The organism is Streptomyces paromomycinus, assembly GCF_003865155.1.
GTDB lineage: Bacteria > Actinomycetota > Actinomycetes > Streptomycetales > Streptomycetaceae > Streptomyces > Streptomyces chrestomyceticus.
Genome location: NZ_BHZD01000001.1, coordinates 3,813,740 through 3,835,133, shown reverse-complemented (window position 1 = coordinate 3,835,133; position 21,394 = coordinate 3,813,740). Strand labels below are relative to the sequence as shown.

19 protein-coding genes are annotated in these 21,394 nt (G+C 71.8%); 15 read left to right on the top strand and 4 right to left on the bottom strand.

Annotated features, from left to right (window positions below):
• Positions 1–13 precede the first annotated feature (13 nt).
• Both OEIGOIKO_RS15730 and OEIGOIKO_RS15725 read right to left on the bottom strand, forming a co-directional pair.
• Complete coding sequence (locus OEIGOIKO_RS15730; RefSeq protein ID WP_125054587.1) at positions 14–1,396, bottom strand: alpha-2,8-polysialyltransferase family protein; 1,383 nt, start codon at positions 1,394–1,396, stop codon at positions 14–16.
• Positions 1,396–2,373 (bottom strand): glycosyltransferase family 2 protein, encoded by a 978-nt coding sequence (locus OEIGOIKO_RS15725; protein ID WP_125054586.1) that lies wholly within the window; start codon positions 2,371–2,373, stop codon positions 1,396–1,398. The genes OEIGOIKO_RS15730 and OEIGOIKO_RS15725 overlap by 1 nt, the downstream gene beginning before the upstream one ends.
• A 187-nt stretch (positions 2,374–2,560) precedes the next feature.
• Here OEIGOIKO_RS15725 and OEIGOIKO_RS15720 point away from each other — a divergent pair, with 187 nt between their 5' ends.
• From OEIGOIKO_RS15720 to OEIGOIKO_RS15655, 14 genes are all read left to right on the top strand, one after another.
• Positions 2,561–3,889 (top strand): DUF6716 putative glycosyltransferase, encoded by a 1,329-nt coding sequence (locus OEIGOIKO_RS15720; RefSeq protein WP_125054585.1) that lies wholly within the window; start codon positions 2,561–2,563, stop codon positions 3,887–3,889.
• A gap of 52 nt (positions 3,890–3,941) precedes the next feature.
• On the top strand, positions 3,942–5,177 hold the full coding sequence (locus OEIGOIKO_RS15715; RefSeq protein ID WP_125054584.1) for an acylneuraminate cytidylyltransferase: 1,236 nt from the start codon (positions 3,942–3,944) through the stop codon (positions 5,175–5,177).
• A gap of 20 nt (positions 5,178–5,197) precedes the next feature.
• The gene (locus OEIGOIKO_RS15710) at positions 5,198–6,130 is read left to right on the top strand and encodes an N-acetylneuraminate synthase family protein (RefSeq protein WP_125054583.1); all 933 of its coding nucleotides are present in this window, start codon (positions 5,198–5,200) and stop codon (positions 6,128–6,130) included.
• Positions 6,131–6,200: 70 nt separating this feature from the next.
• On the top strand, positions 6,201–7,499 hold the full coding sequence (locus OEIGOIKO_RS15705) for a hypothetical protein (protein WP_371858925.1): 1,299 nt from the start codon (positions 6,201–6,203) through the stop codon (positions 7,497–7,499).
• A 127-nt stretch (positions 7,500–7,626) separates the two neighbouring features.
• Positions 7,627–8,850, top strand: a complete 1,224-nt coding sequence (locus OEIGOIKO_RS15700; RefSeq protein WP_125058712.1) for an amidohydrolase — start codon at positions 7,627–7,629, stop codon at positions 8,848–8,850.
• Positions 8,851–9,872: 1,022 nt separating this feature from the next.
• Complete coding sequence (locus OEIGOIKO_RS15695) at positions 9,873–10,904, top strand: BMP family lipoprotein (RefSeq protein ID WP_125058711.1); 1,032 nt, start codon at positions 9,873–9,875, stop codon at positions 10,902–10,904.
• A 224-nt stretch (positions 10,905–11,128) separates the two neighbouring features.
• Positions 11,129–12,730, top strand: coding sequence for an ABC transporter ATP-binding protein (locus tag OEIGOIKO_RS15690; protein WP_125058710.1), 1,602 nt, complete (start codon positions 11,129–11,131; stop codon positions 12,728–12,730).
• Positions 12,727–13,857 carry an ABC transporter permease gene (locus OEIGOIKO_RS15685; RefSeq protein WP_125054582.1) on the top strand — a complete coding sequence of 377 codons (1,131 nt, stop codon included), beginning with the start codon at positions 12,727–12,729 and terminating at the stop codon, positions 13,855–13,857. Before OEIGOIKO_RS15690 ends, OEIGOIKO_RS15685 begins: the two co-directional genes overlap by 4 nt.
• On the top strand, positions 13,854–15,140 hold the full coding sequence (locus OEIGOIKO_RS15680) for an ABC transporter permease (RefSeq protein WP_125054581.1): 1,287 nt from the start codon (positions 13,854–13,856) through the stop codon (positions 15,138–15,140). Before OEIGOIKO_RS15685 ends, OEIGOIKO_RS15680 begins: the two co-directional genes overlap by 4 nt.
• On the top strand, positions 15,137–15,562 hold the full coding sequence (locus OEIGOIKO_RS15675; RefSeq protein ID WP_125054580.1) for a cytidine deaminase: 426 nt from the start codon (positions 15,137–15,139) through the stop codon (positions 15,560–15,562). Before OEIGOIKO_RS15680 ends, OEIGOIKO_RS15675 begins: the two co-directional genes overlap by 4 nt.
• 146 nt (positions 15,563–15,708) lie before the next feature.
• Positions 15,709–16,986: a thymidine phosphorylase gene (locus tag OEIGOIKO_RS15670; protein WP_125054579.1), complete on the top strand. Its 1,278-nt coding sequence runs from the start codon at positions 15,709–15,711 to the stop codon at positions 16,984–16,986.
• A 112-nt stretch (positions 16,987–17,098) separates the two neighbouring features.
• Complete coding sequence (locus OEIGOIKO_RS15665) at positions 17,099–17,323, top strand: hypervirulence associated TUDOR domain-containing protein (protein WP_125054578.1); 225 nt, start codon at positions 17,099–17,101, stop codon at positions 17,321–17,323.
• Positions 17,324–17,327: 4 nt separating this feature from the next.
• Complete coding sequence (locus OEIGOIKO_RS15660) at positions 17,328–17,669, top strand: DUF3140 domain-containing protein (protein ID WP_125054577.1); 342 nt, start codon at positions 17,328–17,330, stop codon at positions 17,667–17,669.
• 95 nt (positions 17,670–17,764) lie between these two features.
• On the top strand, positions 17,765–18,358 hold the full coding sequence (locus tag OEIGOIKO_RS15655) for a Uma2 family endonuclease (protein WP_125054576.1): 594 nt from the start codon (positions 17,765–17,767) through the stop codon (positions 18,356–18,358).
• A gap of 72 nt (positions 18,359–18,430) precedes the next feature.
• On the opposite strand, the gene OEIGOIKO_RS15650 is transcribed toward OEIGOIKO_RS15655, so the two are convergent.
• Complete coding sequence (locus OEIGOIKO_RS15650) at positions 18,431–19,765, bottom strand: MFS transporter (RefSeq protein ID WP_125054575.1); 1,335 nt, start codon at positions 19,763–19,765, stop codon at positions 18,431–18,433.
• Positions 19,766–19,827: 62 nt separating this feature from the next.
• On the opposite strand from OEIGOIKO_RS15650, the gene OEIGOIKO_RS15645 reads away from it, so the two are divergent.
• Positions 19,828–20,835 carry a LysR family transcriptional regulator gene (locus OEIGOIKO_RS15645; RefSeq protein WP_125054574.1) on the top strand — a complete coding sequence of 336 codons (1,008 nt, stop codon included), beginning with the start codon at positions 19,828–19,830 and terminating at the stop codon, positions 20,833–20,835.
• A gap of 21 nt (positions 20,836–20,856) precedes the next feature.
• Here the strand turns inward: OEIGOIKO_RS15645 and OEIGOIKO_RS15640 are convergent, their stop codons facing one another.
• Positions 20,857–21,267: a VOC family protein gene (locus OEIGOIKO_RS15640; RefSeq protein ID WP_125054573.1), complete on the bottom strand. Its 411-nt coding sequence runs from the start codon at positions 21,265–21,267 to the stop codon at positions 20,857–20,859.
• Positions 21,268–21,394 lie beyond the last annotated feature (127 nt).

Here is a 21,394-nt window from a genome sequence, read left to right as displayed (position 1 = left end):
GGGAGCTGCGCCGTCATCCGAACGCGGCCCGTTTCTTCAGGCGCCGCTGCACCGCCCGCGCGCGCCGCGCGACCCTGCGGACGGCCGCGTTGCGCGGGATGAAGGACAGCTGGGACGGCAGCGCACCGGGCAGCGCGAGCGCGGTCAGGCGGCGGCGCTTGAAGTAGCGCCAGGTGCGCTCGTTCAGGTGGGCGGCGAGGTAGCGCTCGGCGACCGGGCGCAGGTCCGGGTAGATCTGGTTCTGCATCGCGTAACCGACCGCACTGATCAGCCCGTTGACATGGGTCGGCACCGGCTTCGTGCCGGGCTCGTCCGCCAGGTCGGGCACCAGCGCGTCCACGAGGGTGACCGGCACGCGGTTGCTGTTCTGGTACGGGGTCAGGCGCTCCAGCAGCAGCTCCGTGCCGACGCGCGCGGTCGGCAGGTCGTAGAAAGCGGACGCCGTCAGCAGCGCGGTGGAGAAGCAGCCGACCACCAGCGCGGGCCGTTTGCGCTGGTAGAGCACCTCGGCGAGGACCGGTGTGTCCAGTACGGTCAGCTCGGCGCCGAGCTGTTCCGCCTCCCGCTCCAGCGTCCGGGACCAGCGGGCCGGCGCCGACGGGTGCGGCTTGAACACCACCTCGCGGTGCCCGCGCCGGACCACCCCGCGCAGCATCCGGGCGTGCAGCTCCTCCTCTTCCTCGGGCGTCAGGATGCCGAGCGCCGACAGGTACTGTCCGAGGAGCAGCGCGGCGCCTTCCGGTACGGCGTGCAGCGCCGGGTCGTCGAAGTCCGCGGCCAGGTCGGCGAGCACCTCCCGGAACGCCTCCGTCGGCACGGTCTCCGCGCCCACCCCGAACTCGGTGAGCAGCAGCGGTTTCAGGCCGGGCACGAGGTCCAGGTGCAGCAGGCGGCGGACCCGGGTGCCGACCAGCGGGTCCAGTTTGTTGCGCGTCGGGCCGTAGCTCATCAGCCCGTCCGCGTACACCTGGACCGGCGCGTCCGGGAAGAGCTGCGCCAGCGCCAGCGCCGGGTGGACCTGGAGGGACTCCACGACCAGCTCGATCTCGTCCTCGCCCAGCTCCCACAGCAGCCGCAGGTACCGCTCCCACAGCGGGACGTCGTCCGATCGCGGGGACCAGCCGCCGGGGTGGAACGGGCTGATCGTCTCGTTCCACGACAGGACCCGGTCGAAGCGGCCGCGCAGCCGCCCGAAGCCGGGCATCCGGTCCACCGGTGTGGCGGTCTCCGGGGTCGCCGCGTTGTTGCTGACCAGCAGCAGCCGGCGGCCGGCCGGGGCGAAGCGGTCCGCGTCCAGCGCGGCGGCCAGCGTCGCGGCGCCGTACAGGGTGGACGCCAGGAAGATCTGCGTACGCGGCCGGTCCGGCCGGCGCTCGGCGTCGGTACGGAGGGCCATCAGGCGGCCACCTCCGCCGGTACCGGGCGCCGGCGCAGCCGTCGCAGACGGGAGGCGCGCTGCGTGTCCATCGAATTCAGTGCTTCCTTCAGTACGTCCTGCGGCATTCTTTTCAGCGCCGCCGCGCTCAGTGCGCGCAATTGACGGGCGACCTGCGGTTCGAATCGTTCGATCGAACCGAGGTGGTGGGCAATGATGGCGCAATAAGTGCGGACGGCCTTCGGCAGCAGCCGGTCCGCTTCCCGGTCCTGTGCGGTTTCTTCGATGACCTGATCAAATGCGCGGATGAAATCGAGTTGCCGCACATCACCGATCTGGGTGAGGGAGGACGCCACCCCGCGCCGGTAGAAGACACCGAGCAGCCCGGACACCGCCATCGACCGGGCCTCCCGGTGCAGCCGCCAGATCCACGGCCGGTCCTCCGCGGTGCGCAGCCCGTGCCGGAAGTGCAGCAGCCCGTCGTCCAGCAGCCGCCGGTGGTAGATGCCGGCCCAGGCGAAGGCGTAGTCCACGGAGGTGGAGCGGTCGGCGGGCAGGATCAGCGCGCGCGGGTCCAGCAGGGTGTTCCGGCGGCCGTGCGGCACCCGGTGCACGGAACGGGCGCGCGCGGTGCACTGCACATGGTCCGTACGCACGAAGTCGCACCCCAACCCCTCGATGGTGGCCAGGAGTTGCGCGTAGTACCCGGGTGCCAGCCAGTCGTCACCGTCCAGGAAGGTCACGTACTCGCCGTTGGCCGCGTCCAGGCCGGTGTTGCGGGCGGTGGCCAGGCCGCCGTTCTGCTCGTGCCGCAGCACCCGGGCGCCGGGCAGCTCGCCCTCGGCGCGCGCCAGGATCTGCGGTGTCTCGTCCCGCGAGCAGTCGTCCACCAGCAGGAATTCGAAGTCCTCGCGGGCGTTGGCCGCCAGGCTTCGCAGGGTGTCGGGCGCATATGTCTGCACGTTGTAGAACGGCACGACGACGGAGAGCTTAACCACCCGGGTGACGTTAGGCGCGGTCCCGGCATTCGTCTTGACGGGACGCGGACTCCCGGGTGAACGAAGAATGGCGGGATGGTTAACCGGGTAATTCGGTTGCCTGGTTCGCTGTCCCGCGTCCCGCTGTTAACCCGTTGTTGCGGCACAGTTGGCCCGCCGAACGGAACGCCTTCCTAGCGTTTTCGTCGTGCCCACTCGTACCACTTCCCCGCCGCGTGTCGCGGTGCTCGCGGATTCGGACACCCGATGGAAATGGGGCGCTTCGACAGCGCACCGTATTCAACCGGACATCCGTCTGGACGGATATCTGCTCCGCGGCCGCGCCACCCCCACGGTCCGCCAGCTCGACGAGGTCGGCGCCCGTGCGGAGACGCTGCGCGAGATCCGCGGCGCGGACTTCCTGGAGCTGATGAAGGACACCACGCGGTACGACGTGGTCGTCCTCGCCTGCGTCGGCGGCGCCGTACAGGCGATGCTGCACGGCCTCGCCCGCGCCTGGCGCGGCGCGGCCCGGCGGCCCGTCGTCGTCACCGGCTACGTCGGCGTCGTCTACGAGAAGCTCGCCGACGGCCTGCTGCTGCGGCACGGCGCGGACGTCGTCCTCGCCAACTCCCGCCACGACGCGGAACGTTTCCGCGCGGTGTACGAAGGCGTCGGCGCGGACAGCGGCAGCGTCGTCGAGTGCGCCCTGCCCTTCCTGGGCGGCGCACCGTACGAACCCGCCGCCGACGGCCGGCCCCGCACGGTCGTCTTCGCCGCCCAGCCCTCCGTACCGGACCGCCGCGAGGACCGTACGTACCTCCTGCGCCGCGCCGCCGCACACGCCCGGCGCAACCCCGGCCGCGAGGTGCTGATCAAGCTGCGCAGCAAGCCCGGTGAACACACCACGCACATCGAGGAACTCCCGTACCAGAAACTGGCCGCCCGCCTCCCCGGCGGCCTGCCGCCCAACTGCCGTCTCGCGTACGGCAACATGGGCGAGGTCCTGGACCGCACCGACCTCCTGGTGACGGTCAGCTCGACCGCCGCACTGGAATCCCTGCACCGCGGCATCCCCACCGCCGTCCTCACCGACCTCGGCGTCCGTGAAGTCCTCGGCAACCACCACTTCCTCGGCTCCGGATGCCTCGCCTCCTGGGACGAACTCGACGCCGGCCACCGGCCCGTCCCCGACCCGGACTGGCTGGACCGCCAGGGCGTCGCCCCCGGCTCCCGCTACGCCACCGCCTTCGACGCCGCCCGCGCCCGCGTCACCGCCCTGCGCACCGCCGACCGCCTGCCGCCCCTCACCCCGTACTACACACCCCGCACCGCCCCCGGCTACCTCCCCGGCATCCTCGCCCGCCACGGCCTCGGCTCCGAGGGCGAACCCCTGCCAGGACAGACCGCCGAACCCGCGGAGACCGGCGGCCTGCGCCGGCTCGCCCGCGACACCGTGCGCGACGCCGCCCGCGGCGCCTACCGCCACGGCGTCCAGCGCGTCGCACCCGCCATCCGCCGCTGGGGACAGCTGTGAGTGCCCACCCGCCCGCTCCCGGAGCCCGCACGGCCCCCGGAAGGAGCCCGCAATGCCGACCCCACCGAGCCGCACGGCCGCACCCACCGTCGTGGCCGTCATCCCCGCCCGCGGCGGCTCCAAGGGCGTACCCGCCAAGAACCTCGCCGCCGTCGGCGGCGTCCCGCTGATCGCCCGCGCGGTCCGCGAATGCCGCGCGGCCCGCCTGGTCACCGATGTCGTGGTCTCCACGGACGACGCCGCGATCGCCGGCGCGGCACGCGGCGCGGGCGCCGTCGTCGTCCGCCGCCCCGGCACCATCGCGGGCGACACGGCCACCAGCGAGGCCGCCGTCCTGCACGCCATGGACGCCTACGAGGCCGAACACGGCAGGCCCGTCGACGCGGTCCTGCTCGTCCAGTGCACCAGCCCCTTCCTGATCAGCGAGGACATCGACGCGGTCGCCGCCGCGGTGGTCGAGACCGGCGCCGACAGCGCGCTGACCGTCGCGCCGTTCCACGGCTTCGTATGGCGCGAAGGCGCCGACGCGGCAGTCGAGGCGGAAACCGCCGCCACCGTCCCCGGCGGCACCGGCGTCAACCACGACAAGGCCTTCCGCCCCCGCCGCCAGGACCGCCCCCAGGACTTCCTGGAGACCGGGGCCGCCTACGCCATGGACGCCGCCGGCTTCCGTGCCGCCGGCCACCGCTTCTTCGGCCGTACGGAACTGGTCCGCACCGACCCGGCCCGCGTGCTGGAGGTCGACGACCCGCACGACCTGGCCCGCGCCCGCGCCCTCGCGCCCCTGCTGGACACCGCGCGCCCCGGCGCGCTGCCGACCCGCGACGACATCGACGCGGTCGTACTCGACTTCGACGGCACCCAGACCGACGACCGGGTGCTCGTCGACTCCGACGGACGGGAGATGGTCGCCGTGCACCGCGGCGACGGCCTCGGCATCGCCGCCCTGCGCAAGGCGGAGCTGAAGCTGCTCATCCTGTCCACGGAAGTGAACCCGGTCGTCGCCGCACGGGCGAAGAAACTGCGCCTGCCCGTGCTCCACGGCATCGACCGCAAGGACCTCGCCCTCAAGCAGTGGTGCGAGGAACAGGGCATCGCGCCCGAGCGCGTGCTCTACGTCGGCAACGACGTCAACGACCTCCCGTGCTTCGGCCTCGTCGGCTGGCCCGTGGCGGTCGCCGGCGCCCACGACGTCGTACGCGGCGCCGCCCGCGCCGTCACCTCCACCCCCGGAGGCAGCGGCGCGATCCGCGAGATCGCCTCGTGGATCCTCGGCCCGACCCTCTGACCAGGTAAGGAACTCCCCAGATGACCAGCAACTCCCGCCTTCGCACCCTCGGCGACCGCCTCGTCGGCCCCGGCCGCCCCGTCTACGTCACCGGTGAGATCGGCATCAACCACAACGGCGACCTGGAGAACGCCTTCGCGCTCATCGACGCCGCCGCGGACGCCGGCTGCGACGCCGTGAAGTTCCAGAAGCGCACCCCCGAGATCTGCACCCCGCGTGACCAGTGGGACATCGAGCGGGACACCCCCTGGGGCCGGATGACCTACATCGACTACCGCCACCGCGTCGAGTTCGACGAGGACGGCTACCGCGCCATCGACGAGTACGCCAAGAAGCGCGGCATCGCCTGGTTCGCCTCCCCCTGGGACGTCGAGTCCGTCGCCTTCCTGGAGAAGTTCGACGTCCCCGCCTACAAGGTCGCCTCCGCCTCCCTGACCGACGACGAACTGCTGCGCGCCATGCGCGCCACCGGCCGCACGGTGATCCTCTCCACCGGCATGTCCACCCCCAAGCAGATCCGGCACGCCGTCGAGGTCCTGGGCAGCGACAACATCGTCCTGTGCCACGCCACTTCGACCTACCCCGCCAAGGCCGAAGAGCTGAACCTGCGCATGATCCACACCCTTCAGGCCGAGTACCCCAACGTCCCGATCGGCTACAGCGGCCACGAGACCGGCCTGCAGACCACCCTCGCCGCCGTCGCCCTCGGCGCCGCCTTCGTCGAACGCCACATCACCCTCGACCGCGCCATGTGGGGCTCCGACCAGGCCGCCTCCGTCGAGCCCCAGGGCCTCACCCGCCTGGTCCGCGACATCCGCACCATCGAGGACTCCCTCGGCGACGGCGTCAAGAAGGTCTACGAGAGCGAACTCGGCCCGATGAAGAAGCTGCGCCGCGTCGCCGGCGTCGTCGCCGACGCGGAGGCCGCCGACCGCGAGCCGGTGTCGGCCTGACGCCCGCCCCTACGGCCGCACCCGCCCACGCACGACGCTCCAGACGCCTGACGAACGGAACGTACACACCGTGAGCTCATCAGACGGGGCCTGTGGCCCGCCCCAGGAGGCGGCGGGAACGCCCGCCCGCCGCCTCCTGGGGGTACCCCGGCAGCGCCGCAGATCCACCGCGTACCGCGGCGGGACCGCGGAATCGGCCCCGCTCACCCGCGCCACCGGGCGGGCGGCCCGACGCGACGCCCGGCGCGCGGCCGCGGGCACCCTCGCCTTCGTCGAGAGCCCGGTACAACTGCTGAACGTCCTGGAATGGGCACACTGCGAACAGGCCACGGACCTCACGGTCGTCGTCCTCGCCCCGCACGATCCGATGACCCGCGGTCAGCTCCGGCGGATGGCCGAACTCGCCCGCGAAGAAGGCTTCTCCGTACGCTGGGAAGAGGCCCGCGGCGGAGCCACCGCCCCCCTGCGGACCATCGGCGGCCTCACCCCCCGGCTGCGGCGCGCCGGCCGCGTCGTCATCGGCGACCCCTTCTCCCGCTACGTCCAGCTCCTGCTCACCCTCACCAGCGCCCGCGACCTCGTCGTGGTCGACGACGGTACGGCCACGATGGAGTTCATCACCCAACTGGCCAACGGCGAACGCCTCGTACGCTGGCACCGTCACGGCGGCCGCGGCCCGCGCGACCTGCTCTTCGCCCCGTTCGCAGCCGCCGCCCGCCGTCGTCTCGCCCCCGGCGGCCGCCGCCGCACCGTCGCCCTCTTCACCTCCATGCCCGTCGAACCACCACCGGGCATCACCGTCCTGTCGAACGAATTCACCTGGACCAGACGGCGGTTCGGGCCGCCCCGGCTGACCCGTGGCGCGGACATCGTCGGCACCTCCCTCGTCGAGACCGGCGTCGTCGACCCCGACCGCTACCTGACGGCCGTCGCCGCACTCGCCCGGGACCACGGCGCCACCCGCTACTTCGCCCACCGGCGAGAATCGGCCACCAAACTCCACCGCATCGCCACCGAGACCGGCCTCGAAGTGGTCCGCCCCGACCTGCCCCTGGAACTCATCGCCCGGCGCGGCCCCGTAGGCCGCCTCGTCCTCAGCTTCCCGTCCACCGTGGTCCACACCCTGCCGCTCGCCCTCGCCGGCACCGAGGTCGGCGTCGCCGTCTGCGACATCGACCCGGCCTGGCTGACCAGCAAGGCGTCCCCTCGCGCCGAAGGCTTCCTGTCCGGCGTGACCGGCACCGCCCGCTCCGTACGACGCCTCCCGACAGCACCTTCGGCGCCGGAAGCTCCGGGAACGGAACCACCGCACGTGACGCCCGAGGCGACCGGCACCCCTGATTCCGGAAACAAGCGGAACCGATACTGATACCCCCGTGATGACTGCGCCATGCGCCGGGCGGCCTAGATTTCCTTCCCCTAACGGGCTGAACTTTTGTTGATCGAGGGACAGTTGCCCCAGCAGCCCCCGTACCCTTCAACGGGTGAACCACTTGATGTCCCGCGAGGCCGCAACCGATAACGCCCCAGCCGGGGAACCGCTGCCCGGCGCGCTGCCGGAGGAGCTGTGCGCCGAACTGATCGCGTTCCGCCGCGACTTGCACATGCACCCCGAGCTCGGCAACCAGGAGTTCCGCACCACCGCCGCGCTCAAGGCGCGCCTTGAGCGGGCCGGCCTCACCCCACGCGTCCTGTCCATCGGCACCGGTCTGATCTGCGACATCACGCCCGGTCTCACCCCTTGGGACGGCGGGCAGCCGCTGCTCGCCCTGCGCGCCGACATCGACGCGCTGCCGATTCCCGACGTGAAGACGGTGCCCTACCGCTCGACCGTCCCCAACCGCGCCCACGCCTGCGGCCACGACGTGCACACCACCGTCGTCCTCGGCGCCGGCCTCCTCCTCGCCGAGCTGGCCCGCGAAGGCCGGCTGCCGCGCCCCGTACGGCTGCTCTTCCAGCCCGCCGAGGAAGCGCTGCCCGGCGGCGCCACCGACGTGATCGGCGCCGGGGCACTGGACGGCGTCGGACGCATCCTCGCCGTGCACTGCGACCCCCGCGTCGACGCCGGCCGCATCGGGCTGCGCACCGGAGCGATCACCTCCGCCTGCGACCGCCTGGAGGTCACCCTCGACGGCCCCGGCGGCCACACCGCCCGCCCCCACCTGACCACCGACCTCGTCACGGCCGCCGCCCGCATCGTCGTCGACGTCCCCGCACTGCTCTCCCGGCGCGTCGACACCCGGGCCGGGCTCGCGGTGACCTGGGGACGCCTGGACGTGGGCCACGCCTGCAACGTCATCCCCCAGCACGCGGAGCTGGCCGGCACGGTGCGCTGCCTGGACCTGGACGCGTGGCGCGGCGCACCCGACATGGTGCACGCGGCGATCGACGAGGTCGCTGCGCTGTACGGAGCGAAGTGCCAGGTCACCTACGTACGGGGCGTCCCCCCGGTCGTGAACGAACCCGTCTCCACCCAGCTCCTGCACGACGCGATGGCCGCCCGCCGCGGCTCCCACGCCGTCGAAGGCACCGAGCAGTCCCTCGGCGGCGAGGACTTCTCCTGGTACCTGGAACGCGTCCCCGGCGCCATGGCCCGCCTGGGCGTCCGCCCACCCGGCAGCACGGTCCGCTTCGACCTCCACCGCGGCGACTTCGACGTGGACGAGGGATCGATCCGCGCCGGGGTGGAACTGTTCACGGCGGCGGCGTTGCTGGGGTAGCGGGGCGGGTGGGTGCGCCGTGTGGGTGCGCGTGGTGCGCGATGGGTCCGGTGGGTGGGGGGCTCGGGGTCACTCCGGGGTCACTCTCCCCCAGCCTTCGGCCGGGGGTACCCCCACGGCATCCTTTAGCTGCGGTGCATCGGATACGTGGGTCAGCGTGCGGACTGCCTGCGGGGAGACCCCTGCGCGACCCCGAGCCCCGGCCGTCCGGCGACTTTCCGAGTCATCGGGCTGGGCTCCTACAAGCCCGAGCGTTCCCGGTGCGGTGCTCGCGTTGTTCGCGATGGTCCGGTGGTGGGGGGCTCGGGGCCACTCCGGGGTCACTCCTCGGCATCCTTTAGCTGCGGTGCATCGGATACGTGGGCCAGCGTGCGGACTGCCTGCGGGGAGACCCCTGCGCGACCCCGAGCCCTGGCCGGAATGGCGGCTTTCCGAGCGATCGGGCTGGGGACTTTCACAAGCCGGGCGCGTCCCGGCGCGCCCCGGCACCCCGGCGCGCCCCGGCACCCCGGTGCGCCCCGGCGCCCGAGTGCCCGAGTGGCGCGGCGGAGCCGCGTCGGGGTGGGCTGGTCCGGGGCGCGCGTTCCGCCGCCGGGGAGTGGCCTGCCGTGCCGCCAGCACCCCGTGAGCCTCACCACCAGGAGGGCGGGCACCGGTGTGATCGGAAACCTCCCCCCACCGACCTCGGCTCGCCGAACCGGCCGGAGGGGGCGTGTAGGGGGCCATCCCCGCAGGCAGTCCGCACGCCGGCCCACTATCCGATTCACCGCAGCTAAAGGATGCCGAGGAGTTGGCCCCCTGCGCGCCCCCGCCCCACAACGAACCCCATGCGAGCCCACGTCACGTCAACCCAACCCCCCGCGCGAAGCGCGAACCGTACCCGCCACGACATCGGCTCCCCCGACGGGGAGGAACAATCAGATAACGGCCACGCAGTGAAGGGTTTTGCGCCAGGTCTACGCGCGTTAATCTCCCGTCAAGCCAGCGCCACCGTGGGCGCTGTGAGCGAAGGGAAAGGCCCCTTGCGTCGGGTCACCAGGTTTGCCGCAGCGGCGAGCGCCTCCGCGCTCCTCGCGGCCACCGCCACCGCTTGCGGTCAGAGCTTCGCCGAGGCGAACCGGGCCAGCCATGCCGGTGTCGGGCTCGCGTTCGACATCGGGGGGCGGGACGACCACTCCTTCAACGAGGCGGCCGCCCGCGGCACCGAGAACGCCAGGAAGAAGCTGGGCGTCAACGTCAAGATGCTGACCGCGAAGAACGGCGAGACGGAGGCGGACCGCGAGCAGCGGCTCTCGTCGTTCGCCGAGGCCGGGTACAACCCGGTCATAGGGGTCGGTTTCGCCTACAGCCGGTCCATCGAGAACGTCGCCAAGGACTTCCCGGAGACGACGTTCGGCGTCGTGGACGCGGTGCCGCAGGGCAAGAACGTGGACGCGATGGTCTTCGCGGAGCACGAGGGCTCGTACCTGGCGGGCGTCGCCGCCGCGCTCAAGAGCAAGAACCACAAGGTCGGCTTCATCGGCGGCGTGAACAACGCCCTGATCCAGAAGTTCCAGGCCGGATTCGAGCAAGGTGTACGGGACACCGACCCGAACACCAAGGTCACGTCGCAGTATCTGTACCCCAACAACGACAAGGGGTTCAACGACCCGGCCGCCGCGAAGGCCAAGGCCGGCGGCATGCTGGACAGCGGCATCGACGTGATCTACTCCGCGGCCGGCCAGTCGGGCGCGGGCGCCATCGAGGCGATCAGCAAGCGCAAGGGCGCCTGGGCGATCGGCGTGGACTCCGACCAGTACCTTCAGCCGGGCCTGGCGAAATACAAGGACTGCATCCTGACGTCGGTGGTCAAGAACGTGGACGTAGCGGTGTTCGACCTGATCAAGAGCGTCGAGGACGGCAAGCCGTTGACGGGCGTGCACGCGTACGACATGAAGAAGAAGGGCGTCACGCTCGCCACGTCGGGCGGCTTCATCAAGGACATCCAGCCGCAGATCGACGCCGCCCGGCAGAAGATCGTCGAGGGCAAGGTGAAGGTCAAGGAGACGCCGTAGCAGGGCGCCGGACGGTCTCCCGCCGCATCGCGGCCCGATACCGTGCGCCCCACCGCGGCCGCGGAGCCACCCCGGCCGGATCACCATCCGGCCGCGGACAGACCCCGGCCGGATCACCACGCGGCCGCGGACACACCCACGCCCGCGCCCCCGACGGCCGGTACTCGCCGCCGCCGTCCGCCAAGGACCTGGCCAAGGACAACCACCCCCGAGGGGAGTGCGCCATCAACGCAGCACCCACGATCAGCCGCCCGGCGAAGCCGGGCCCCGCAGCCGTCGAACTCCGCGGTATCACCAAGCGTTTCCCCGGTGTCGTCGCCAACCACGACATCGACCTGACCGTGCGCCGCGGCACCGTGCACGCCCTGTGCGGCGAGAACGGCGCGGGCAAGTCGACGCTGATGAAGATCCTTTACGGCATGCAGAAGCCGGACGAGGGCACCATCACGCTCGACGGCGAGCAGGCCGCGCTCGGCACCCCGGCGGACGCCATCGCCCGCGGCATCGGCATGGTGCACCAGCACTTCATGCTGGCCGACAACCTCACCGTCCTGGAGAACGTGGTCCTCGGCGCGGAAAAGCTGCACGGCATCGCCGGCAAGGCCCGCACGAAGATCATGGAGATCTCGGACGCGTACGGGCTGAGCATCCGGCCCGACGTCCTCGTGGAGGACCTCGGTGTCGCGGACCGGCAGCGGGTGGAGATCCTCAAGGTCCTCTACCGGGGCGCCCGTACCCTCATCCTCGACGAGCCGACCGCGGTCCTCGTCCCGCAGGAGGTCGACGCGCTCTTCGACAACCTGCGGGAGCTGAAGTCCGAGGGCCTGACCGTCATCTTCATCTCGCACAAGCTGGGCGAGGTGCTGTCCGTCGCGGACGACATCACCGTCATCCGCCGGGGCACCACCGTCGCGTCCGTGGAGCCGTCGAAGACCACGCCCAAGCAGCTCGCCGAGCTGATGGTGGGCAGCGAGCTGCCGTCCCCGGAGACGCGGGAGTCGACGGTGACGGACACGCCGATGCTGGGGGTCGCAGACCTCCGGCTGAGCGCCACCGACTCCGACGGCGTCGTCCGGACCGTGCTGGACGGCATCACCTTCACCATCCACAAGGGCGAAGTGCTCGGCGTCGCCGGCGTGGAGGGCAACGGACAGGCCGAACTCGTCGAGGCGATCATCGGCACGCGCGCCCTGGACGCCGGCACCGTGACGCTGGACGGCCGGGACCTGTCCGGCGCCAGCACGCGCAAGCGCCGCGAGGACGGCATCGGCTACGTACCCGAGGACCGCCACCGGCACGGCCTGCTCCTGGAGGCACCCCTGTGGGAGAACCGCATCCTGGGGCACGTCACCGAGCGCCCGAACAGCAAGGGCCGACTGCTCGACCTGGCCGGGACCCGTAAGGACACCGAGCGGATCGTCGCCGAGTACGACGTACGGACGCCCGGTATCGAGGTGACGGCGGCCTCGCTGTCCGGCGGCAACCAGCAGAAGCTGATCGTCGGCCGGGAGATGAGCCATCACCCCAAACTGCTGATCGCCGCCCACCCCACGCGGGGCGTGGACGTCGGCGCGCAGGCGCAGATCTGGGAGCAGATCCGTGCCGCGCGCCGGGAGGGCCTGGCGGTCCTGCTGATCTCTGCCGACCTGGACGAGCTGATCGGGCTCTCCGACACCCTGCGGGTGATGTACCGGGGCCGGCTGGTCGCGGACGCCGACCCCGCGACCATCACCCCCGAGGAGTTGGGCTCGGCCATGACCGGTGCCGCCAGCGGTCACCTCACCGCTGCAGACGCTGAGACGCGCGAGGGGGGTGACCGGGAGTGAAGACGCTGACCAGGTCGCTCACCAAGGACAAGGTGCTGCTGGCGCTCGCCGCGCCGCTGCTGGCCGTCGCCGCCGCGTTCGTCATCAGTTCGCTGGTCTTCCTGGCGTCGGGCGAGAACCCGCTGCGCGCCTACGGGATCATGGCCGATTACGGCCACTACAGCGACAGCCAGGTCTGGATCATCAACAAGGCGGTGCCGTACTACCTGTCGGCACTGGCGGTCGCCATCGGCTTCCGGATGAACCTGTTCAACATCGGTGTGGACGGGCAGTACCGGCTGGCGGCCTTCGCGGCCGCCGCGGTCGGCGGCGCGATCGCGCTGCCCGGCGCGCTCCAGATCATCCTGCTCATCGTGATCGCCATGCTGGTGGGCGCGGTGTGGGCGGGCATCGCGGGCGTGCTGAAGACCTCGCGCGGCGTCAGCGAGGTGATCACCACGATCATGCTGAACGCCATCGCCGCCTCCGTGATCGGTTACTTCCTCCAGGACGGCCGTCTCGCGATCAAGGACGGCAACCTCCTGCACACCAAGTTCCTGCCGGAGTCCAGCCACTTCTTCAGCTTCCCGACCGACCCCAAGCCGGTGTACGGCTTCGTGGTGATCGCGGCGCTGGCCGGCTTCGTCTACTGGTTCGTGCTCAACCGCACCCGCTTCGGTTTCGACCTGCGCGCGGTGGGCACCTCCGAGCCGGCCGCCGAGGCGAGCGGCGTCAGCGTCAAGCGCATGGTGGTCATCTCCATGCTGCTCTCGGGCGCCGCGGCAGGCCTGGTGGGCATGCCGACGCTGCTCAACGAGTCCTTCAACTACGGCACCGACTTCCCGGCCGGCATCGGCTTCACCGGCATCGCCATCGCGCTGCTGGGCCGTAACCACCCGGTCGGCATGGCGTTCGGCGCCCTGCTGTGGGCGTTCCTCGACCGCACCGGCTCCCGCCTGGAGTTCGAGGGGTACGCACAGGAGATCGTCGGCGTGATCCAGGGCGTGATCGTGCTGTGCGTGGTCATCGCGTACGAGATCGTGCGCCGGTACGGGCTGCGCGCCCAGCAGCGCAAGGTCGGCGAGGAACTGGCCGCCCAGGCCCGTACGAACCCAGGTGAGAACGACAAGGCGGAGGCGACCGCGTGAGTACCGAACTCAAGCCCGCGGCCCGGCCCGGCGCCGGCGCGCCGCGGGGCGGCGGCCGCCGCAAGCTGACCTATCCGGTCATCCTGCTGATCGTCGCCGGGGCGATCGTCGCGGTGTCCCTGCTGCGGGTGGTGACCGGCACCAATGACCTGACCTCGGCCGGACAGTTCAGCGCGGCTCTCGCCGCCGCCACCTCGATCGGCCTGGCCGGTCTCGGCGGCCTGTGGGCCGAGCGGGCCGGCGTGGTCAACATCGGCCTCGAAGGCATGATGATGCTCGGCTCGTTCGCGGCCGGCTGGATCGGCTGGCAGCACGGCCCGTGGGCCGCCGCGGCCATCGGCATCCTGGGCGGCGCGCTCGGCGGTCTGGTGCACGCGATCGCCACCGTCAGCTTCGGTGTCGACCACATCGTCTCCGGTGTCGCGGTCAACATCCTGGCGCTGGGCGCGACGCAGTACCTGGCCACGCTGTGGTTCGGCGCGGAGGGCAGCGCGGCGATGCAGGCGGGCGGCAACGACAAGCAGTCGCCGCCGATGGCCGACATGCCGACGTTCACGATCCCGGGCCTCTCGGACGCCTTGCAGTCCCTGGAGAACCACCACTGGTTCCTCGTCTCCGACGTGGCCGGCATCCTCGGCGGCCTGGTCACCAACGTCTCCTGGCTCACCGTGCTGGCCGTCCTGCTCTTCGTCGGCACCTTCTTCCTGCTGTGGCGCTCGTCCTTCGGTCTGCGGCTGCGCTCCTGCGGCGAGGCGCCGGTCTCGGCGGAGTCGCTGGGCGTCAACGTGTACACGTACAAGTACGCGGCGGTGCTGGTCTCCGGCGCGCTGGCCGGGCTCGGCGGCGCGTTCCTGTCCATCAGCACGCACTTCTTCCAGGACGGGCAGACCGGCGGCCGCGGCTACATCGGCCTGGCCACGATGATCTTCGGCAACTGGCGGCCCGGCGGCGTCGCGATGGGCGCGGGCCTGTTCGGCTTCATGGACGCCATGCAGCTGCGCAGCGGCGGCCCGACCGTGCACGCGCTGCTGCTCGGCCTGGCGGCGCTGCTCGCCGTCCTCGCGCTGCTGCGGCTGCGCGCCGCCAAGCGCACCCAGGCGGCGGTCGCGGGTGTCGCGGCGGTCCTCCTCGTCCTCTGGTACTTCCTCACGGACGCGGTGCCGCTGGAGCTCGTCGAGGCCAGCCCGTACATCGCCACGCTGCTGGTGCTGGCACTGTTCGCGCAGCGGCTGCGGCCCCCGAAGGCCAACGGCAAGCCGTACCGGCGGGGGCAGGGCGCATGACGCACGATGGCCGGACGAACGAGAGTCCGGTGCCGGTCGACTGGGAGCGGCTCCGCGAGGCGGCCCGGGACGCGATGTCCCGGGCGTACGCCCCGTACTCCGGCTACCCGGTCGGTGCCGCGGCCCTGGTGGACGACGGCCGTACGGTCGTCGGCTGCAACGTGGAGAACGCCTCGTACGGACTGGGCCTGTGCGCCGAATGCGGCCTGGTCTCCGCGCTGGCCGCCACCGGCGGCGGCCGGCTGACCGCGTTCACCTGCGTGGACGGCCGGGGCGACCTGCTCGTGCCGTGCGGCCGCTGCCGCCAGCTGCTGTACGAGCACGGCGGCCCCGAGCTGCTGATCGACGCGGGTGAGGCGGGCGTCCGGCGTCTGGACGACCTCCTCCCGGACGCGTTCGGTCCCCAGCACCTGGCCCGCTAGCGGACCGTCGGCCCGCACTGCACCTCAGCAGTGCGGGCCCCTCGATCTCCCGGCTCTATGCGTGTAGAACTGTTCACGCCCGCTCGCCGCGTCGTTCCCGGGTACAGGGACGGGCTGAGCCGGCCGTTCCACGAAAGGAAGCCCAGATGGACGTCATCTCGGTCATCCGCGCCAAGCGCGACCAGCAGGAGCTGACCCCCGAGCAGATCGACTGGGTCATCGACGCCTACACGCGCGGCGAGGTCGCCCACGAGCAGATGTCGGCCCTGGCGATGGCCGTCTTCCTCAACGGCATGAACCGTACGGAGATCGCCCGCTGGACCGCCGCCATGATCGCCTCCGGCGAGCGGATGGACTTCGCCACGCTGGCCCGCCCGACCGCCGACAAGCACTCCACCGGCGGCGTCGGCGACAAGATCACCCTGCCGCTCGCACCCCTCGTCGCCGCCTGCGGCGCGGCCGTGCCGCAGCTCTCCGGCCGCGGCCTCGGCCACACCGGCGGCACCCTCGACAAGCTGGAGGCCATCCCCGGCTGGCGCGCGCTGCTGTCCAACGCCGAGATGCTGGACGTACTGGACCGCGTCGGCTCCGTCATCTGCGCCGCGGGCGACGGACTGGCCCCCGCCGACAAGAAGCTGTACGCGCTGCGCGACGTCACCGGCACCGTCGAGGCCATCCCGCTGATCGCCTCCTCGATCATGTCCAAGAAGATCGCCGAGGGCACCGGCTCGCTCGTCCTGGACGTCAAGGTCGGCTCCGGCGCCTTCATGAAGAACATCGAGGACGCCCGCGAACTGGCCACCACCATGGTCGAACTCGGCACCGACCACGGCGTACGCACCTCCGCGCTGCTCACCGACATGTCCACCCCGCTCGGCCTGACCGCCGGCAACGCCCTCGAAGTCCGCGAGTCGGTGGAGGTCCTGGCGGGCGGCGGCCCGGCCGACGTCGTCGAACTCACCCTCGCGCTGGCCCGCGAGATGCTCGACGCGGCCGGCCTGAAGGACGCCGACCCGGCCAAGGCCCTCGCCGACGGCTCCGCCATGGACCACTGGCGCCGCATGATCCAGGCCCAGGGCGGCGACCCCGACGCCCCGCTCCCGGTCGCCCGAGAGCAGCACACCGTCAACGCCTCCTCGTCCGGCGTCCTGACCACCCTCGACGCGTACGCGGTGGGGGTCTCCGCCTGGCGCCTGGGCGCCGGCCGCGCCCGCAAGGAGGACCCGGTCCAGGCGGGCGCGGGCATCGAGCTCCACGCCAAGCCCGGCGACGAGGTCAAGGAGGGCCAGCCCCTCCTCACCCTCCACACCGACACCCCCGAGAAGTTCCCCTACGCCCTCGAAGCCCTCGACGGCGGCGTCCTCATCGCCCCGCCCGGCACGGACTTCACCCCGAACCCGGTGATCCTGGACCGCATCGGCTGACCCTTCCCCGCCGTACGCCGCCGGGCGCGCCCCCTCCGGAGCGCGCCCGACGCGCGCCGCGCCCCGACCGGTGCTGTCCTGGAAGGACGACCCGACCACGAGGAGACCGGCGATGGCGAAGAAGAAGGACGAGTTCAGCAAGGGCGACAAGGTCACCTGGAAGAGCCACGGCAGCGAGGCCGTCGGCAAGGTGGAGAAGAAGATCACGGGCCGTACGGAGGAGGCGGGACGGACGGTGGACGCCTCGCCGGACGACCCGCAGTACAAGGTCCGCAGCGAGAAGTCCGGCGGCTCGGCCGTGCACAAGCCCGGCGCCCTGAAGAAGAAGCGGTCCTGAGGCCGTGGCGAAGACGAAGGACGACCAGGACAGCGTCTGGCAGGACTTCAAGGACGCGGTGAACATGTCGCCGTCCGAGCTGGAGTCCTGGCTGAAGAAGGACGAGTCCAAGGAGTCGGGGCAGCACAAGGGGGGCGGGGAATCGGTGGGCCACGAGTCGGGCCGCCGAATCGTTTCGCTCCTGCGCACCAAGCGCGCGGATCTTTCGGACGACGATTACGCCCACATGCGCAAGGTGACGGGGTACGTCCATCGCCATCTCGCGCAGAAGCCGTCGGGGGACGTGAAGGAGACGACGTGGCGGTATTCGTTGATGAACTGGGGGCATGATCCGTTGAAGAAGTGACGGAGGTGAATCGTTCGGGTGAACGGGATCGGTGGACCAGTGCCGGTCCCGTTCGCCATGCTGGGATCGGTGCCACACCACGTAAGGAGACCGCCGTGAGTGCACTCCCCGCCGACCCCGCTCCGGGGCAGTACTGGGATGAGCTGCTCCGCTTCTGGCAGGAAGCGGACTGGCCCGAGGGCAGCAAGGTGGAGATCATTGATGGAGTCATCGTTGTGTCACCACCACCGGCCGCACCGCACAACCGCATTGCCGCCAAGGTCCAGCGCAGCCTCTACTCGGTGCTGCCGAAGGACTGGGAGGTCTACCAAACCCTCGGGGTCACCCACCCCCATCGTGGGCGGCTGTTCATCCCGGACCTCGTCGTGGTCCCGGACGATGTGCTGGACCGGATCGAAGGGGGCGAACACGTCCCGCTCACCTCTGCGGAGCTGATCGTCGAGGTCACCTCGCCGAACAACGCGAGCTACGACCGGCTCAACAAGGCAGCCGCGTACGCGGAGGCAGATGTGCCGCTCTATCTCCTCATCGACCGCTTCGCTCCCGCCGGGCCCACGGTGACGTTGCTCGGAGAGCCGCAGGACGGTGTCTACCAGGAACTGCAGGCGGTGAAGTTCGGAGAGGACATCCACCTGCCGGAGCCTTTCGGTCTCACCGTCGACACCAGCGTGTTCCCCTTCGGCCCTTGAGACGGACGAAAGGCCCGCCCCACCAGGACAGGTGGCAGAGCGGGCCTTCCGGGTTCCCGGCGGCGAAGCCGCCTACGCGGCTTGCCGCACGCGCAGCACCCGCCGTTCCGCCGCCGCCTTCCGCGTCGCGTACAGCGTGATCGACGCGGCGCCGGCCATCGCGGCCAGGGCCAGGGCGACGGTGGCCTCCCAGCCGCCCGCGTGGAACGCCGCCGCGCCGAGCGCGCCGCCGATGCTGCTGCCGATGTAGTACGCGCACTGGTAGAGCGCCGATGCCTGCGCCCGCGCCGTCTTCGCCGTGCGGCTCACCGAGGACGACGCCACCGCGTGGCCCGCGAAGAAGCCCGCGGTGATCAGGACCAGGCCCAGCAGGACCGCGGCGATCGACGCGGTGAGGGTGAGCAGCAGGCCCGCCGCCGTGGTGCCGACCGCGAGGTAGAGGGCCCCGCGCCGGCCGACACGGCCGACCAGGCGGCCCGCCGCGGCCGAGGAGACCGTACCGACGAGGTAGATCAGGAAGATCGACCCGACGATGCCCTGGGGCAGGTTGAAGGGCTCGTCGACCAGGCGGTAGCCGATGACGGTGTAGACGGCTCCGAAGACCGTCATGAAGAGCGCGCCGATGCCGTACAGGCGCCGCAGCAGCGGGTCGGACAGGTGGCCGCCGAGGGTGCGGGCCAGGGCGCGCGGGCCGACCGCGCGGGGGGAGAAGTGTTGGGCCTTCGGGACGAGGAGGCGGAAGGCCACCGCGCAGACCACGGCCATCAGCCCGACCGCGCCGAGCGCCGCGCGCCAGCCCCATGCCTGGGCCACCCAGCCGGTGACGATCCGGCCCGACATGCCGCCGATGCTGTTGCCCGCCACGAACAGGCCGATCGCGGCGACCAGCGCCTTGGCCCGTACCTCCTCGGCGAGGAACGCCATCGCGGAGGCCGGCAGCCCCGCCAGCGCCACGCCCTGGACGGCGCGCAGCGCGACCAGCCAGCCCAGGTCGGGGGCGAACGGCACCAGCAGCGCGAGCAGCGCGGCCACCGACAGGGAGGCGGTCATCATCGTGCGGCGGCCGAAGCGTTCGGACAGCGCGCTCAGTGGGATGACGGCCAGGGCCAGGCCGAAGGTCGCGGCCGACACGGTCCAGCTGGCCTGGTCGGGCGAGACGGCGAGGTCGGTGGAGATCGCGGGGAGCAGCGCCTGGGTCGAGTACAGGAGCGCGAAGGTGGCGACGCCCGCGGCGAAGAGCGCGAAGCTCATCCGGCGGTAACCGGGGCCGCCCGGGTGCAGCTTGGCGGCCTCGGGGTCGGGCGCCGGGGGCGCGTCGGCGGCGGGCGCGGAGGAGGTGACGGGGGACGACTGCGCGGAGGCGTCGGCGCGCGCGGCGACCGACGCCCCGGTATCGGCGGGAGGCATGGTCCGAACGTATGCCTGCCGGTTTCATGCGTCCAATGCATAGAAACGCCATAATCGATGCTGTGGCGCATAACAGCAGCTCAGCACGGTCTCTGTCGCACACTGGCAACGTGAAAGACATCCGGGCGCGGGCGGGTGAACCGGCGGAGACCGCGGACCTCGGGGGGGACTCGTGGGCGCTGGCCCTGACGCCCCGGCTCGCGCAGTTCGCCGCCGTCGCGCGCCACGAGCACGTCACGCGCGCCGCGCACGAGCTGGGCATGCCGCAGTCCACCCTCAGCCGGGCCATCGTCCGGCTGGAGGCCGACCTCGGCGTCGCGCTCTTCGCCCGGCGCGGCCGGACGCTCACCCTCACCCCGGCCGGCCGCGCGTTCCTGGCCTCCACCGAGCGCGCGCTGCTGGACGTCGAGCGTGCCACCGAGTCCGTACGGGCCGACACCGACCCCACGGCGGGCAAGGTCGCCTTCGGCTTCCTGCACACCATGGGCTCGGAGACCGTACCGGGCCTGATCCGCACCTTCCGCGCCGACCACCCGCGGGTGCGTTTCCAGCTCGTGCAGAACTACGGCGAGGCGATGATCGAGCGGCTGCGCGCCGGTGACCTGGATCTCTGTCTGACCTCGCCGGTGCCGGACTACCCGGACCTGGTCGCGCGCCGGCTGGACGAGCAGAAACTGCGGCTGGTGGTGCCGGACGACCATCCGCTGGCGGCCCGCAAGCGGGTGCGGCTGGCGGAGGCCGCGGGGGAGCTGTTCGTCACCCTGGAGCCGGGGTACGGGCTGCGCCGCATCACCGACGCGCTGTGTGCCGAGGCGGGGTTCACGCCGAAGATCGCCTTCGAGGGGGAGGAGGCCGAGACGCTGCGCGGCCTGGTCGCCGCCGGGCTCGGGGTGGCGCTGCTGCCGCCGCCGGCCGTGCCGCGTCCGGGCGTCGCCGAGCTGACGGTCACGGCCCCGCGTGCGGTCCGCGAGATCGGGCTGGCCTGGATGGACGGCCATCCCGACACGCCTCCGGTGGCGGCGTTCAAGAAGTTCCTGCTGGGGCGGAGGGGGAAGCTGATTCCCCGGTGAGGCGCGGCAGGCCCGCCGTCCTCACTCGGCGCCCATGTCCTCCAGGGCTCCGTACGTCACGGTCATGAACTCGATGGCGACCGTGCCGCCGGGGTCGAGGACGTAGAGACCGCGGCCGCCCCAGTGGTGGTTGATCTCGTTCTCCTTCGTGCGGTACGGGTCGGCCCAGTAGCGCACCGACCGCTTCCGGACACGGTCGAAGATCGCGTCGAACTCGGCGTCCGTGACCAGGAAGGCCACATGGCTGCTGTTGATCGCGTCCGGCGCCACCTGGCTGTCGAGGAAGTCGATGCCGACGCCGTTGGCGGTCTGCACCTGGGTGAACGGGCCCCAGTCGGCGGGCGCGGGGGCGTCCATGAGGTCGCTCAGGAAGGCGGCGGTGGCCTTCTGGTCGTGGCAGTGGACGATCACGTGGTCGAGCGTGTTCGGCACGGGAGCCTCCCTGACGGTCGACGAGCCGGCGGTGGACGGAAGGTGGTGGACGGAAGGTGGTGTGACGAAGACCTGTGCACAGGTGCCGGTGGACGGAAGCCGCTGCACAGAAGTGTGCCGCTGCCGC